Source organism: Luteibacter pinisoli, from assembly GCF_006385595.1.
GTDB lineage: Bacteria > Pseudomonadota > Gammaproteobacteria > Xanthomonadales > Rhodanobacteraceae > Luteibacter > Luteibacter pinisoli.
This window is the reverse complement of sequence record NZ_CP041046.1, coordinates 3,866,899-3,881,822: the sequence shown is the minus strand read 5'-3', so window position 1 is coordinate 3,881,822 and position 14,924 is coordinate 3,866,899. Positions and strand designations below refer to the sequence as shown.

Genomic DNA, 14,924 nt, shown 5'->3' with positions numbered 1-14,924 from the left:
TTCATGGCGGTGGGCTTTATTGGCGGTAGTTACATGTACGACCTTGGGGATCGAGAGCGGATGTTGACGCTGTCTCGACTCGTCAAGGAAGTTGCGTCTACACATCCTCACGGCGACGACCTTCATGAAAAGATATTTCGGACGTTCGTGCCGCTTTCGGATCTTCCTGAAGCGAGGACTCTGATGCAGCACGTGCGAGAGACTCTCCGTGGCGCGCGTTTCACGGGAGACGGTCCGTCATACGGCCGGCCGTATGACGAAGCCGTATTTGGTCCTTACTTCGACGCTTTTGAAGAGTGCGCGCTTTCTTGCGCCGATTTTTTTGAGGATTGGGGGAAACTGAAACCTGTCCGAGTGGCGCGCGTCGATATGCCTGCGTACCTGGCAGACACGGGACGGTCGCTAGAAGAAATCGCGGCTCTCTCCGGCTTCGATGAGCCGTTCTGGGCAAAAGTAAGCGACTAGCTCTATGATTTCCTGTGAAATATATTGTGAGGATGCGGGTCGCCCATGATTACTCCCGAATTCGTAAGCGAAGAGCGCGGAGAGTTCATCTTCGTATCGAACCACAGTCTGTCGAGCGATGAGCACGTTTCCCGGAGTATTGAATACAACCGGGCACGCATCCTTAATGCACGAGCGCATTTGCCCGCCCATCTTTCTCGTTGCCGTCTCTTCTACGACGTCAGAGGTCAGAACGTCACCGAGGACATCTTGGGGCGCCTCTCCACCGGATTGAGCGATCTGTGTGCCGTGGAGATCAAGCGCTGATGGGTATGCAAATTCTTATCGAAGACACGAATGCGGCTCTTGTCGCGCAGGCGCTTTCCGATGCGGGCATCTCGTCTGAAGTATTTCCTGTCTCAGACGGGCGCGTCGGGGTCTCGATACCGACCGCAGTGATCGACTCCGTCGGCGAAGACTTGGTGTCGAAAGTATTGAGCATATTCACCTACGTCGACTTGTGGTCGGGTGAGCGCTCACTGCGGCGTGGGTAGGGAAGTCTGACGGCAGGTCGATTTCAGCTGAATCTTGAGGCCGCCATGAGTGACCTATCCGAGTTTGAACTCAAGGTCCTGCGATTGGCCTTGCGCGGCGATGAGCCCTGGCGACACGCCCTGCGTAGTCAGGTTCCGCATCTTTCGGTCGACCGGCGCGAGGTCTTCGCCGGTGGAGCGACCACTCACTTCACGAGCGCCGGCCCCATCGTTGGGGTCGTCGTTCCGCGAGGAGAGGACGGACTACCGGTTAAGTCCTATCCGCCGACCGTCACCGCAATACGGGACGATCCCGTCCCTGGACTGGCTAGTTTCGTTGTGTGGGTCGGCCAGGAGGGAACTATCGTTGAGCTCGAAGCCTTCTCTCTGGTCGATGACGCCTGGCCGGAAGAGCCGGAAGTCGGGTTCCACTCATTCCAGGACGACGCAGGTAACTTGCTCGACATCCCTGTGGGGTCTTAATACACACTTGATCGGCCGGGGCGCCGCTGAGACGAGTTGGTCGCTGCAGTCGCCCGTGCCGCAGCCTCGGTGCGCTGCATCACTCAGCTGCGAAGGAAAGCAGATCAACGTATGCCAGTAACTAATCGCCTTAGTCCGTGGGTCATCAGGTGTCTTCTGCTCCTACTCTGTGGTGGGCTTGCCGCATCCTCATTCCTTGTGATTGCTCTGTTCAATGGCGGCGCGTTCATAAGGCAGTGGCGCGGTCTCCTGGGATTCTTTGCCATCGGAGTTCTCGTGACGGCCATCTTGGGCCTCCCGCTCCTCTTCGTGGTCGATCGCTGGTTCAAGTTCCGTGGTCGTTACATTCTGGGAGGTGCCCTATACGGTCTGATTTTTTGGCTACTCGTCGACTCTCCGATCTTTCCTAAGGATTGGCCCACTTGGCTCGATCGACACTTTTTGCTGCACTACGCGATTCCACGCGCGACCGCACACGTTATATATGGCGCGGTCTTCGGCATCGTTTTCACGCTAATGGTTTGGGCTGCTGAGGGTAGAAGGCGAAGTGCATAACGATGACTCAACGGTGCGAGCGTCTCTACGTGTTGAGATCTTTAGCCGTCGAACTGTCGGTCGATGCATCCGACTTGGTCGCGGCGTCCGTCGTCTGAACGTCGGTCCACGCATCCTGAAGATGCATATCCATAGCCTCCAGCCGGCTCTTGGTCAGCGTCGACGTCCAGGTTAGAAAGTAGAACAAGAGCAACAGGAACCCGAACAGGCCGTCGATCCAAGTAATGGCGTGGCCTTCGAGTATTTGCCGACCCTGGAAGTAGACCGCCACCAGGACGGGGACGATGCCCAGCGTCGATATGCTTCCCGCAAGCAGCGGAAGCTTCTGGGTATACCGTTCCCGGCGGTACTTGGACATGGAGGCATGCTTGCTCAGTACGTCCCGTGGCTGACCGATCAGCCACGTGCGAATCTGGAAATGGTAGGGAAAATCGTGGTCGAGCTGGCCTGCAAAGTCTTCGAAGGGCCTGAGCAGGCTGACGAACTCCCGGCGAGAGAACCAGAAATTGATGGCAACACCTCCGATCTCTACGGCCAGTAGGAGAAGCATCAACGCCACTTGCACCTTACCGTTGATCGGCAGCTTCGCAACGACGAGCGTTCCTGCGTAGGCCAGCAATGAGACGAGGAATCCGATGGCAGGTAGGCGTCGCCTCTTGGGCGGCGCCGAGTCGTAGTCCGGGATAGCGCTAAGCCGGCGGTTCAGCTCAGTGAAGCTAAGTGGCGTTTCCATCGAGCCCAACGCGTTATCGGGCACCTGAGAGGTGGCTACCGCATCAGGCGCCATGGTGAGCATCGAAATCCCTGTCATGTCTCACGGCCTCAATAGGCTGGCTTCCCCGTGGTCGCCACTGCCGGACGAGAATATAGCCCGGTCAGCGAACGAGCCGGAAGCATCCGACACCACACCGGCCGAGCTGTCAGAGTTCCAAAAACCCCCGCTGGATCGCCAACGTCACCGCATGCGTCCGATCACTCGCGTCCAGCTTCCCAAGAATGCTCCGGATACGCGACTTGATCGTCTCTTCCGACACCCCGAGTGCCTCGCCGATTTCCCTGTTGCCGTAACCCATCGCGGCCAGTTTCAACACGCTGAGCTCGCGCTTGGTCAGCTGTTCGGAACCCGCATGCGTGGCGATATCCCGGCGTAGGTCGGTCCCGAGCACCTGGCGGCCGTCGAGCGCGGAGCGGATGGCGCTGAGGATTTCGCTGGTCGTTGACGATTTCAGAAGGTACGACGTGGCCCCCAGGGCCAGCGCCCGCATTACGCGGGCATCGCCGGGGTAGGTGGTCAGCACGACGATGACCGCCTTGCGGTCGATTTCCCGGATGGCCGCGATGGCCTCGATGCCGTTCATCCGCGGCATCTGCAGGTCGATCAGCGTGACGTTGGGGCGGTGTTCCCGGAACAGGTCGACGGCCTCGAGGCCGTCCCCCGCCTGCGCGGCGACCTGCATGCCTGCCTCCAGCGACACCGCATGGGCGAGACCCTCCCGCATGGCGGGGTGGTCGTCGGCGATGAGTACGCGGATGGGCGAGGGTGTGGTCATGTCCTTTCATTCTCCGGGACCGGTGGCGGCCTCCGCAACGCTCGAAAGAGGCATTTTCCGCACGTGCATTTTTTGCCCATAACGAGGGTATCGGGGGCGTGAACGGCCCGGGCCTAATGCGCCCATAGGCCGTCCATGAACGATGCAGGAGACCCGCATGCGACCCGATATGTCAGCGACACTACGCACGCTTCCGTCCGCCGGGGTCCTCGTCGCACCGCCGCAGGGCACCGTTACCGCACACACCGGCCCGGTGTTGGATCGCCTCCTCGATACGCTGTGGTCGCGCCAGGCCCTGGACACGATCGACTACGCAGGGACATCGGGCGAGCCACTTCTTGTCGCCTACTGCAACGAGCCGGGCAGGCCGACCTCGGGCCTTGTCCTTCGCCCGGTGCCCGGCAGCCACGACGACATGCCCATAGCGGCACGGCTGGCGGCGATCCTCGTGCGCCTCCTTGAGCAGCATCCTGCCTCGGTCGGTGCCTCGCTTGAAGTGGCCCAGGCCTTGCGTCTGGCGTCGCTGGCGCTGCCGCCCGCTCCGCCACAGCCGAAACCTCAGCCCGCCCGCCAACTCGCCGAGTGGCAGCGGGTACAGGCCGTGGCGTACATGGATCACCACCTCGCCGATGGCTTCGTCACGGCCGACGTCGCTGCGCGGTGTGGCATGTCGTCATCGCGCTTCTCCGCGGCATTCCGGGTGAGCTTCGGCATCAGCGTGCGGCAGTGGGTCATCCATCGCCGTGTCCAGCTTGCCCAGCGGATGCTTTCGAATGAAGACGTCACCCTGGAAGCCGTGGCGGCTGCCTGCGGCTTTAGTGAGCAATGCCATTTCAATCGCCAGTTTGCCCGCGTGGTGGGTGTGCCGCCCGGCACGTGGCGCAGGCGGCACAGCACGATGGCCGCGTGACACCTGTTCGCCCGTTCCTTCCCTTGCCTTGAGACGACGATGAATAACCTTCTGGAATTTGCCCTCCGCGCCGCTGGCGGCATGGAGCGATACAACGCGTTCTCTTCCGTTTCTGCCCGCCTGCACCATTCGGGTGTGTTGTGGGCGCTCAAGCAGCGCGAGGGTGTTCTCACGGATGCGACGGTGACGGCCGACCTCAAGAAGCAGGTGGTCTCGCACACGCCGTTCCTGCCATCGGGAGACCATTCCCTGTTCACGCCCGGCCGCGTCGCCCTGCTGAACGCCGAGGGCGCAGTCACCGAGACCCTGGACGAACCGCGTGCGTCCTTTGCCGGGTTTGAACTCAACACGCCCTGGTCCAACACGCAGCTCGCTTACTTCGCGGGCTACACCATGTCGACCTATCTTCGCCTGCCGTTCGTGCTTGCTGGCGACGGCATCGTCACGGAGGAGATCGAGCCGTGGCATGTCGACGGCCAGCCCTGGCGCCGGCTTCGCGCGACGTTTCCCGATACGTTCGCCACCCACAGCAAGGTGCAGACGTTCTACTTCGATGCCGATGGCCTTTGCCGTCGCCATGACTACGAAGTGGAGATCCAGGGCAACAATGCGGCGGCCCGTTATATCTCCGACTACGTTGCGGTGCAGGGCCTGATGATGCCGACACGCCTGCGGATCTTCCCGCGCACGGAGGACAACACCTCGGTTGCCGAGCCGCTGATCGTCGGCGTGGACCTTTCGGACTTCCGTTTTACGTAACCGTCCGCCGGGCCGATGCGGCAGCGATGGCGATGGTCAGTGTCAACGACGTTCCCTTCGCACTGCTTGCCATGGCAAAGTCCGCGCCCGCGGCAATGGCACGCTCGCGCATAATGACCAGCCCCCAATGGCCCGGCCGACGGCCTGCCTCGAGCACGTCGGCCGGCAAGCCGCACCCGTCGTCCTGCACCGTTGCCCGCAGCGTGCCGGCCGAGAAGTCGATGGTCACCATGACCCTCGCCGCCTGCGCATGCAGGAACGCGTTGTGGATGGCTTCCCTGAGGATGTCGAGGACGGGCACCTGGACCGCATCCGGTAGCTCGGTTTCCTCGCCCACGACGAACAGTTCGAAGGCCGTCTCCGAGGCCTCCTCGTGATCGTCGCCGATCAGGCGCAGCGCATCGGAGAGCGACATGCCGCCCTGGCCGACGCTACGTAACGCGACCACGCGCGCACGGCCTTCCAGGACGATGCCCTTCATCTGCCGGGACACGACCTTGATGCGCTCGCGCATCGATTCAGGAACGGTGGTGTCGAGTTCCCAGCCGGACAGGCGGATGGCGATGGCCTGCGTGCCCTGGAGGATGGAGTCGTGGAGTTCGCTGGCAATGCGGTCGCGCTCGGCCAGCTTCGCGTTGATGCGCTCACGATGCCGTTGTCGCACGGACCGCATGCGGAGCGTGTAAAGGATGAACAGGGCAGCGAGGCACGCGAGGCCGACGAGGCAGCGGAACAAAAGCGTCTCGGTGAACGCGGGCGTCCGCACGATCGTCGACGAGGACACCACCGGTGACCACTCGCCTTCGCTGTTCCGCGCCTGTAGCTCGAACTGGTAGCTGCCGGGTGCCAGCTGGTCGAACCGGACCGTATCGGCACCGTCCGCGTCGTGCCAGGTGTCATCGCTGCCGCGCAGGCGATAGCGCAGCTGCACATGTTTTGGGTCGTCCAGCGACAGGCCGGTAAACGCCACTTCGAGCGATGCATCGCCGGGAGGCAGCGTCGCGCCGTGCGAGGGCAGGGGGCCGTGGTGTCCACTCGCAAGGGAAAGGATCACCGGTCGCACCGGCGAGGGTGGCTTGACGGTGGCCGGATCCACGGTGACGAGGCCCAATGCGCCGGCGGCCCACAAGAGGCCTTTGGCGTCGACCGTGAGGCTGGTGAAGCTGCGCGATTGCTGGGCACCACCGGCCAGGCCGTCATCGTTGGTTAGGATGCGGTAACCGGCGTCGTTGGCGCGGCCTTCCATAACAGCCTTGAAGGCTTCGCCGTCGATACGTACCAGGCCGGCACGGCCATAAGCCCAGAGTGCGCCGTCGGCCGTTCTCGCCAGTCCGGTGACGCCGCGCAGGATGCCGGGCGTCCTCAATCGCAGCGGATGGAAGGCCTTGCCGTCGAACCACGCGACGCCTTGTTCGCCGCCCGCGATGAGCGGTTTGCCCGGAAGGAGTGCCGTGACGGCGCCCAGGCCGGTGTCGTAGGTGCCGCCTTCAACGACGTGACCGTCCTTTACGTCGCGCAGCTTGCCGTCGGCGTAACCGAACCAGGTGCGTCCGGCGTCATCGTTGCCACCGACGGACGGTGACTGCTTCGGAAAGCCTTCCGCAGCGCCGACGGGCGTCCACGCCTGCGGCGTGACAAGGAACAGGCCCATGTCTGCCAGGCCGACCCACGCGCGATCGTTGCCGGCAGGGAGTGCGACCAGCGTTAGTACATCATTGGCTTTGTCGGGGCGCGCGGACCACGGAACGAGCCGGTTGCCGTCGACCACGCTGAGTGGCCCGGAGCGATCCACATGCAAGACCTTTCCATTCGGCCATCGCGCCAGGGCGTGGGTATGCGCGCCCCGTGCCACGACGACGCGCCCGGTGGGTGTGAAGCGGACGAGGTCGTCGCTCTTCCAGTTGGACTCGGCGCCGGCGAGCATGCTGCCGTCGTCCATCGGCATCAGGGTGAAGTAAAACGCTTCGTAGCCCATATCCATGGGGCGGACATCGGTGGGGTGGAAGCGGACGAGCCCGTCCTTGCCGCCGACCCAGAGATTGCCTGCACGGTCCGCGAGGAGACTCATGGCGGACAACCCGTCCCGGCCCTCAGGGAGCCGGTAGAGGGCCGGGGCGCTCATGGAGCCCTGGGCGGGATCGAGGCCTTCGCGTCGCAGGCAGAGGCTCGGGCATCCCTGCTGCATCGACCAGAACGCGCCTCGACCGTCGTTAGCGAAGATGCTGCTTCCTGAGCCGATGGCCAGGTTCCCCGCGGTGAGACCGGGCAGCAGCTCGAAGCCTGCCTTGCGTGTCCGCCACATGCGGCCGTCGGCGGTGCCGAAGAGATGCTGCTCCGGCGCCGGATCCACGCCGCTGACGCGCTCGAACGCGTTGGATCCGGGCGCCAGGCGATAGACGCCGTCGGCGGCGTTCACGATGAGCGCGCCGCTGGCATCGAGGGTGGCGCCGTCGACGGGTGTTGCGGGTAGGCGCCACGACGGCGCGTGGCACAGCGTCCAGTGGTCGCCGGTCAGTGTGAAGAGTTTCCCTTCGGCGGCGGCGAACACACGGCCGCTGCCGTCGAACATCACGCCGTCGACGCTGTCGGCGGGTAAGCCGTCTGGGCGGGTGGCCGTGACGCCGTCGGCGGCCAGGTGCATGACCACGGCTCCGCCATACATGACGAGAAGCCCGCCATCGGGCAGCGCGGCCATGTCGGTGACGCCGCGCGAGCCCGGAAACGTATCCGGTAGGAGGTCATGCGCGGCGAACGTCTGGCCGTCGAAGCGGAACAGGCCCGACGAGGTACCGAGCCACAGCCAGCCGTCCTTCGTCTGCGCCATGGAGCGGATGTCGCCAGGCGCCCCGTCGCGGGTCCGCCACTCGCTGGTGACGTAGCCGGGGATGTCCGCTGGGGTGGCGAGCGCCGGGGCCACGGGCATGGCCCCCAGAAGCAGGGCCAGGATCGTCCGCGACGGCGCCCAGTCAGCGAAGCGTCTGTTCCACCGCACGAATCCCACCCCTCGATTGCAAAGCCTTTCCGGAATCGTGCAGGGCAATGCTTGCTGATGCAAGCGTTTGCGGTCCTGCCCGAAGGCATGGGTATCCTTGCCTTTGGCGGGTTAGGGGAGTTCGCATGGATAACGGGGGAATAGGCTTTCTACTCGGCGCCGTGCCTGGCGTCGCCTTTGCACTGCGGAACATGCTCTGGTGGGTCAGGTCGGTTGCCGAGGCGAGGAAGATGGTGCAGGAGCGAGGGGAGCGCTTCGACGTCCGTGACGATATTTCGGCGACGAGCGGCTTGATATTCAAGGCGTTGGAATCAATCAGGGCGAGCGATGGACCCGCTGTGCGGGAGGCTAAAGAAATGCTTCTGGCACGACGTGACAAGTTCTACGCAAATCACTTGACGGCCATCTTCCTCCTCGGTGGGCGCACGCTCATAGGGGCATTTTTAGGTGTGCTGTATGGGCCTTTGATACGTTCACTGTCGTGATTCACCGCGTCGACGCGAGTGACGAGGGCATAAGGGTGGCGTAGCGATCGGCCCCCTTCTCGGTAAGACCAGTTACTTGTCGCGAAGGATCAACGATTTACGAGTCACGTGCCGCAGTTGCATCGTGATTTTTTGACCTATGGGGCCACGAACTCGGTACGCTGAAAGCCCATGGCATGGCAAGGAGCGCGACGTGGCGACGCAGAAAACTCTCGACAAGGTTCGGGCGGTGGTGGCGAGTTGCTTGAACGTTCCTATTGAATCCGTCTCAGAGGATGCACGTTTGACGGATTGGGGGGATCTGGGGCCGGCTATAATAGAGGATGCTCTGAGCCAGGCATTTGGTTTTAACCGGCCCTCAGACGATGCTGATAGCGACGGTTCGCCAATGGTGGTCACCATTGACGACCCTTTTTCGCAGTCAGGTTCCCTTCGTGACGTGGCCGATTGGATTGAAGGATTGCAGAGAGGCTAGCGTTGATAGGTGATCAGATTATGAGCGCGCCTTTCTCGCTCAGCGCCACGCGGCTGGGCGAAGCATCGCTTCCCTGATCATCGCGATGGGATCGAGCGAAAAGCGGAGGTGGTGCTGACCTGCAGGCATGCAGATGGCCCTGAACAGGCCATTCGCTCGGAAATGCTGGGCCTCCTCGCCATCGACTGTGGCAACCCACCCAGGAAAGTCCAACTCGCTCACTACGACCCAGGCCGGCGCGGAGCTCTCTACGGAAAGCAGCTGCTCATTGTTGCCCCATCGCGCCGTCCGAACCTTTGACCTGCCCTGGCATATCCTCGCGGCACGCGCGATGGCTTCATCTTCGCCTGGCCTGCGCGCGGTGAGGATCAGCGCTTCGCTGAAATCCATCGTGTCGAAGTGGCTCATGACGCGGGAGAGGTCGCTCGGATCGACGACGCTCCCGCGAAAAGGCGTCAGAACCCGTGGATAAGGCATCTCCATGCGCTGGACGCTTGCCTTGGCATCCGAATAGATGACCGAGGGATCCGTCGCTTCAATCCCGGTACTCTCCGACACGACATATCGGACGCCGAGAAGGCGGTTCATCGGACTGTCGATCGAAGCATTCACCGGGGTCGACGGCCGAGGGCCGTTTCCGTCGCCATAGGCGCCGTACCATCGGTCGTAGAGAGCCCATCGCAACGGGCCGTAGCCTTGGGTGCCATGGATGCCGTAGACGGATCCCATGTTCTTCCAGACGGCACCGAGACCATTAACCTCGACACGCACCGGCGTGGCTCCGTCGGCTGCCCTGGACTCGTTCACCAGAAACCGCACCGCCCCTTCTTTGCCGTACTTCTCCGGCGTATTACGAAAGTGGTTAAATTCGCCATTCACGTTGAAGCAGCGGTAGTCGATGACAAGGCAGATCGCGCATACCGCAGCCAGCGAACGCGGATGGTCTGTTCGTAATAGCCACGCGCAACCGGCCACCAGTGTTACGGGGAGCAGGATGGACGGAACGAACCAGTCCTCGCCGTCGCCCCGCATCGAGGCCGTACCCGCCATTGCTAACAGAAGGCTGACGACAAGGGCATTGCGGAGGCATACCTGCGACGTGAGCCTCGGGGACGACACAGCCACGGCAGCGAGGGCAGCCAGCGCCACGTTGGCCAGGTAGAGCGCATCCGAGGGGCGCCTGAAGAGATTCACGCCCGGTACGTATTCGTAGAGAAACCGGTAGATCGGTGTATGACTTCCCGCAGCATAAATCGCAGACATAACCAGCAGGCCAACGAAGTAGCGACACCAGGTGCTTCGGACGGCCTGACTGACGAGATGGCGCCATTCGACCAGTAAGATCGCGAGTGGAAGTGCACCGATATAGAGGAATGTCTCGATGCGATCGACGGAGCCCCAATAAGTGCCTCGAAGGCTCTGCAAGGCGTTGGGAAGAAATAGTGTCAGGGCGGACGCCGGCCCCACGGACATGTCGAGTGCCACCGCGACATCAAGCGTCGGTCTGTTCGAGACCGCCAGAAAGGCACTGGTGAGGAGGATCTGCGGTAGCGACAGAGCGGTGCAGACGACACCGGCCGTTAGTAGGGCGGCTGATGAGACCCACCGCTGCCGGACGTTGAGCCTCGGCCACGCCTTGTACACACCGCCTGCAACTAGCGATAGCAACATCCAGAAGGCGAGATAGGTCAACTGGACGGGTTGGACCACCATGCCTGCAGCTGAGCTTCCGAGCACCAAGCCGCGAACCATGGAAGGCCGTTCCATGAAGCGAACGAGGGAGAGCATAGTCAGCGCAAGGAAGCCGTACACGACGACAATCGGTACGTGCTGAAGGCGAGATGCCGCAACGCCACCGGCCATGAAGACCAGCGCTCCGACAACGACACCGACGTCGGTGACCTTCAGGCGTTTCAGGAAGGCAGCAAAGCTAAGAGCCCCCAGGAGGACGTGCAGCAAAACGGACCAAACAAACCAGGTGGTGCCCGGTCGATCAATCAGAAGCATCCATAACGTGATCAGCGGCGAAAAGAGCATCGCCTGGGGATCCGCGGCCTGCGGATATCCGGAGAAGATGTAAGGGTTCCACCAAGGCATCTCACCCGAGCGAAGGGTGTCCACGTTGAAGCGGACCATGGGATAGAACTCGTTGACGGCATCACCTGGCAGGACGCGGAAGCCGAGCAACAGCGGCGCGTTGATGCAGAACCAACTGATGATGATCAGCGTGAGCGGTCGAAACAGCAGTTGGCGCATGGCGTCGTCGCCCCATCCTGACGAAACGCGTATTCGGCTGCATGCGGACGCTTAGTTCTATGGAAGGATTCTGAAAATCATCTACGAACTTTCGTTGCGGGCGAGATTACGGGAGCGCACTGATAGCCCACGATCGCGCGACCTGATCGTCTTTGTAGGCCTAAACTCGATGCACCGACTCCACGCCCCAGAAGCAAGGGATAGCCATGCTGAGCCTCAAGTCACCGTTCTGCTTCTTTGGCATCGCACTCGCGGTCAGCGTGCCGGCGATGGCCGAGCCACCAGCCTGGATCAGCTCGCCGACCGCCTACAGTCTGAGCAGGCTGAGCAGCGCGCAGCTGCCTGGCGTGAAGCGCTATACGTTGGTACCCACGCCTAACAGCAAATCCAACGTGGAATGGGTTACCGAAGGCCCAACCACGCGTGGCTGGCCATTGATGTTCATCGTCGACAAAAAAACAGGCAAGGCCTGCCAGGTCATGCCTGGAGGCGCTTGCCTCGGTGGCAAATAGGCGCCGCGCCCTGCGCGCGGCACCTGATCCTTGATTACTTACCTTCGGGAACAAGATTCGCCATCTTGCCCTTCTTGTCGAACTCACACGTAAAGTTCTTCTTGCCGTCCATGCCCGCATCGGCAACGCCGGCAATCGAATAGCCGGAATCGGCAGCCTGGATCGGCTGCAGCTGGACATAATCGTTCTTCACGTCGAACTTCTTGGCTGCGGCATCGAGGCATTTCGTGGTCAATTTGCCCGGATCGGGCCGGTCGGAAGCAAAGGCGCTCGAGGCCACGACGAGGCCGAACGAGGCGGCCAACAGCAGGGTGAGGTTGCGCATGGGTCTATCTCCGTACGGGGCACGAGGCCGGGTGAACTGCCATTTCGAATATGCCCTCGAATTCCTTGCGGAAAACTGAATCAGTCCGTGCATGAGCTCTTCACGTTCAGTTTGGCGGCCCACGTCTCACTGGCTATTGGTACGGCATGCGCCTTATGGCAAAAGAAAACGGCGCCACTGCCATAGCAGGGCGCCGTCGGGTGATTCGTATTGGAGCGTTGCGTTAGAACAACGCCGCCGCCTTCCCAATCGCAATCCACACGCCGATAAGGAACGGAATGCCCACCGCGGCCCAGGCAAGCAGGCCGACGACGCCGAAGCCGCCCCGTGCCGCATCCTGCGCGCGTGCCGAGACTTCCGCCGTCTCGCGCTGCAACGACTTCTCGTGCGCGAGTTCGGCTTCCGTCATCAGCGCGCTTTCATTCACCGGCCGCACCAGCAGGTTGCAGATCAGGCCGATGACGAGCAGCCCGGCGAGGATATAAAGCGTGCGGTCGTAGACCAGGTTCTTCGCCACGCCTGCGTCCAGCTGCGCCTGGCGGACCGCCGCAATCAGGAACGGACCAGCGACGCCCGCCACCGACCAAGCCGTCAGCAACCGCCCGTGGATCGCGCCGACCATCTGCGTACCGAACAGATCCGACAGGTACGCCGGCACCGTAGCGAAGCCACCGCCGTACATCGAGAGGATCACGCACACCGCGGCAACGAACAGCGCTGCGTGGCCCGCATGGCCGAGCGAGGGCAGGGTGCAATACAGCAGGATACCGAGGGCGAAGAACACGAAGTACGTGACCTTGCGTCCCATGAAATCCGACATCGACGCCCAGAAAATCCGCCCCAGGCTGTTGAACAGGCTGATGAGGCCCACCAGCCCCGCCGCCGACGCGGCAATCGCCGCCTTCTGCTCGGTCGTCAGCGTCACCGATGCATCCAGCCCGAGCAGCTTGCCGCCGAAGACGTCCTGGAACATCGGGCTGGCCATCGCCAACACGCCAATGCCCGCGGTGACGTTCATGCACAACACCATCCACAGCAGCCAGAACTGCGGGGTTTTCCACGCGCGATTCAGATGCACATGGCGGTTCGTGATCAGCTTGTTCGCCGATTCCGCCGGCGGGGTCCAGCCCAGCGGACGCCAGCCCGACGGCGGTACCCGGAAGCCGAACGCACCGGCGGTCATCACCACCAGGTAAAGCACGCCCATCACCATCAGCGTGGAGGCCACGCCAGGTACGCCGTTAGTGGTGAACTTGCCGATCAAGGCCACGGCAATCGGTGCACCAATCAGCGCGCCACCGCCATAACCCATGATGGCAAAGCCGGTGGCCAGGCCGCGCCGGTCCGGGAACCATTTAATGAGGGTAGAGACCGGGGTGATGTAGCCCAGCCCCTGGCCAATGCCGCCCAGGACACCCGCCCCCAGGAACACCAGCCACAGCTGGTGGATGGAGACGCCAATGCCGGCAAGCAGCAGGCCGCCACCCCAGCAAAGGGCGGCGATGAAACCCGCCTTGCGCGGGCCGGCATGTTCCAGCCAGGCACCCCAGATCGCCGCCGAGATACCCAGCATGGCGATAAAGGTTTCAAAGATGTGGGTGACCGCCGGGACGGTCCAGTTACAGCCGGTGGAGAACAGCTGGTCGAAGAAGCCCAGCTGGGCACACAGGGCCGGGTCGGCCTCGGTCACCAGCTTGCTCATCGGCAGCCAGAACACCGAGAAGCCGTAGGCCATGCCGATACACAGGTGAATCGCCAAGGCGGCTGGCGGTACCAGCCAGCGGTTGAAGCGCGGCCCGGCAATGGTGTTTTCACGGGCCAGAACGGAGCCCGCACCACGCCCCGACGGCTCAGCGCCGCCCCTTACTGCGTCATCCATACGTTTTCCCCCAGGGTTATCGCGAGCGAAACCAGCGGGGGGATACTCCCATGGACCGGGAGGCGGATAAAGCGTTCTTTGGTCTAGGCCTGTGGGAACCCTAGACCAGTTCCACATCCAGCCCGTAAAGAAGCCCGAAGGCCTCCGCCCGGCTGAACTTGGCCCCCTTCACCTGGTTGGCCTGGATGTCGATCAGGTAGTTCGTCGCCTCGGTGAAATCGACGCCCGCGAGCTTCGTCTTCCCAAACAGGCTCTCGGTGAAATCGGTATAGCTGAAGTTGGATTTGCTGAAGTTGCCTTCGCGCAGGTCGACCGAATGCGCCTTGCATTCTTCCAGCGTGATTTCCTGCAGATCCAGTCCGAAGAACGATGCGTAACTGACGTTCGATTTGCGGAAGATCAACTTTCCCGGTGCGGTGAAACGAGGCCAGTCGGCGCGCGTCCAGTCGATGCCGAGGAGCTTGCATTCGTCGAAGCTTGTTTCCTGCCATTTGCTCAGCGTGACCTTCGCATTACTGAGGTCGCGCGAGCGAAACGTGCATTCGATGAACTTGCAGCGTTCAAGCGCCGCGTCGCTGAACGAGCACCGTAGGAAGGTGCATGATTCAAAGGTGCGGGAGGCCAGCGTTTTCTCGGCCAGGTCCAGGCCTTCGAAATGCTTCAGGTAAAACTCGGCGTCGTCGGTGATGAGGTCAGTCATGCGCCCAGTGTAGTAATTCTACCGAGGGGCCGGTGAGGGTTCTTCGGACGCGGGCAGGCGCGGAAC

At 62.4% G+C, this 14,924-nt stretch carries 16 protein-coding genes; 9 read left to right on the top strand and 7 right to left on the bottom strand.

The window, feature by feature from the left end; all coding sequences use genetic code 11:
• Positions 1 to 3: 3 nt before the first annotated feature.
• Genes FIV34_RS17650 through FIV34_RS17635 form a run of 4 tightly spaced genes read left to right on the top strand, consistent with a single transcriptional unit; the run spans position 4 to position 1,460 of the window.
• Positions 4 to 465 carry a hypothetical protein gene (locus FIV34_RS17650; protein ID WP_139984830.1) on the top strand — a complete coding sequence of 154 codons (462 nt, stop codon included), beginning with the start codon at positions 4 to 6 and terminating at the stop codon, positions 463 to 465.
• 45 nt (positions 466 to 510) lie between these two features.
• The gene (locus tag FIV34_RS17645) at positions 511 to 771 is read left to right on the top strand and encodes a hypothetical protein (RefSeq protein WP_139984829.1); all 261 of its coding nucleotides are present in this window, start codon (positions 511 to 513) and stop codon (positions 769 to 771) included.
• A complete protein-coding gene (locus FIV34_RS17640; protein WP_139984828.1) occupies positions 771 to 998 on the top strand; it encodes a hypothetical protein in 228 nt (75 codons plus the stop codon). The genes FIV34_RS17645 and FIV34_RS17640 overlap by 1 nt, the downstream gene beginning before the upstream one ends.
• 45 nt (positions 999 to 1,043) lie before the next feature.
• A complete protein-coding gene (locus FIV34_RS17635; RefSeq protein ID WP_139984827.1) occupies positions 1,044 to 1,460 on the top strand; it encodes a hypothetical protein in 417 nt (138 codons plus the stop codon).
• A gap of 580 nt (positions 1,461 to 2,040) precedes the next feature.
• Here the strand turns inward: FIV34_RS17635 and FIV34_RS17630 are convergent.
• Positions 2,041 to 2,811 (bottom strand): hypothetical protein, encoded by a 771-nt coding sequence (locus FIV34_RS17630; RefSeq protein WP_139984826.1) that lies wholly within the window; start codon positions 2,809 to 2,811, stop codon positions 2,041 to 2,043.
• 124 nt (positions 2,812 to 2,935) lie between these two features.
• Positions 2,936 to 3,565 carry a response regulator gene (locus FIV34_RS17625; protein WP_139984825.1) on the bottom strand — a complete coding sequence of 210 codons (630 nt, stop codon included), beginning with the start codon at positions 3,563 to 3,565 and terminating at the stop codon, positions 2,936 to 2,938.
• Positions 3,566 to 3,722: 157 nt separating this feature from the next.
• On the opposite strand from FIV34_RS17625, the gene FIV34_RS17620 reads away from it, so the two are divergent.
• On the top strand, positions 3,723 to 4,475 hold the full coding sequence (locus FIV34_RS17620) for a helix-turn-helix domain-containing protein (protein WP_170207650.1): 753 nt from the start codon (positions 3,723 to 3,725) through the stop codon (positions 4,473 to 4,475).
• Positions 4,476 to 4,514: 39 nt separating this feature from the next.
• Entirely contained in the window at positions 4,515 to 5,234 is a 720-nt protein-coding gene (locus FIV34_RS17615; RefSeq protein WP_139984823.1) for a hypothetical protein, read from the top strand.
• Here FIV34_RS17615 and FIV34_RS17610 read toward each other — a convergent pair.
• Complete coding sequence (locus FIV34_RS17610; protein ID WP_139984822.1) at positions 5,227 to 8,226, bottom strand: sensor histidine kinase; 3,000 nt, start codon at positions 8,224 to 8,226, stop codon at positions 5,227 to 5,229. The two genes, FIV34_RS17615 and FIV34_RS17610, sit on opposite strands and share 8 nt — an antisense overlap.
• Before the next feature lie 125 nt (positions 8,227 to 8,351).
• Between FIV34_RS17610 and FIV34_RS17605 the strand changes: the two genes are divergently transcribed.
• Together FIV34_RS17605 and FIV34_RS17600 are read left to right on the top strand one after the other, a co-directional pair.
• The gene (locus FIV34_RS17605) at positions 8,352 to 8,711 is read left to right on the top strand and encodes a hypothetical protein (protein ID WP_139984821.1); all 360 of its coding nucleotides are present in this window, start codon (positions 8,352 to 8,354) and stop codon (positions 8,709 to 8,711) included.
• Between the two features lie 193 nt (positions 8,712 to 8,904).
• A complete protein-coding gene (locus tag FIV34_RS17600; RefSeq protein WP_139984820.1) occupies positions 8,905 to 9,186 on the top strand; it encodes a hypothetical protein in 282 nt (93 codons plus the stop codon).
• Between the two features lie 39 nt (positions 9,187 to 9,225).
• Here FIV34_RS17600 and FIV34_RS17595 read toward each other — a convergent pair whose 3' ends face one another.
• Positions 9,226 to 11,442, bottom strand: a complete 2,217-nt coding sequence (locus FIV34_RS17595; protein WP_139984819.1) for a YfhO family protein — start codon at positions 11,440 to 11,442, stop codon at positions 9,226 to 9,228.
• 206 nt (positions 11,443 to 11,648) lie between these two features.
• On the opposite strand from FIV34_RS17595, the gene FIV34_RS17590 reads away from it, so the two are divergent.
• Positions 11,649 to 11,954, top strand: coding sequence for a hypothetical protein (locus tag FIV34_RS17590; RefSeq protein WP_139984818.1), 306 nt, complete (start codon positions 11,649 to 11,651; stop codon positions 11,952 to 11,954).
• Between the two features lie 34 nt (positions 11,955 to 11,988).
• On the opposite strand, the gene FIV34_RS17585 is transcribed toward FIV34_RS17590, so the two are convergent.
• The 3 genes from FIV34_RS17585 to FIV34_RS17575 all read right to left on the bottom strand — a co-directional run bounded on the left by FIV34_RS17585 (position 11,989) and on the right by FIV34_RS17575 (position 14,858).
• Positions 11,989 to 12,279 carry a hypothetical protein gene (locus FIV34_RS17585; RefSeq protein WP_139984817.1) on the bottom strand — a complete coding sequence of 97 codons (291 nt, stop codon included), beginning with the start codon at positions 12,277 to 12,279 and terminating at the stop codon, positions 11,989 to 11,991.
• Positions 12,280 to 12,502: 223 nt separating this feature from the next.
• On the bottom strand, positions 12,503 to 14,158 hold the full coding sequence (locus FIV34_RS17580) for an OFA family MFS transporter (protein WP_139984816.1): 1,656 nt from the start codon (positions 14,156 to 14,158) through the stop codon (positions 12,503 to 12,505).
• A gap of 100 nt (positions 14,159 to 14,258) precedes the next feature.
• Positions 14,259 to 14,858: a pentapeptide repeat-containing protein gene (locus FIV34_RS17575; protein ID WP_139984815.1), complete on the bottom strand. Its 600-nt coding sequence runs from the start codon at positions 14,856 to 14,858 to the stop codon at positions 14,259 to 14,261.
• Between the last annotated feature and the right edge of the window lie 66 nt (positions 14,859 to 14,924).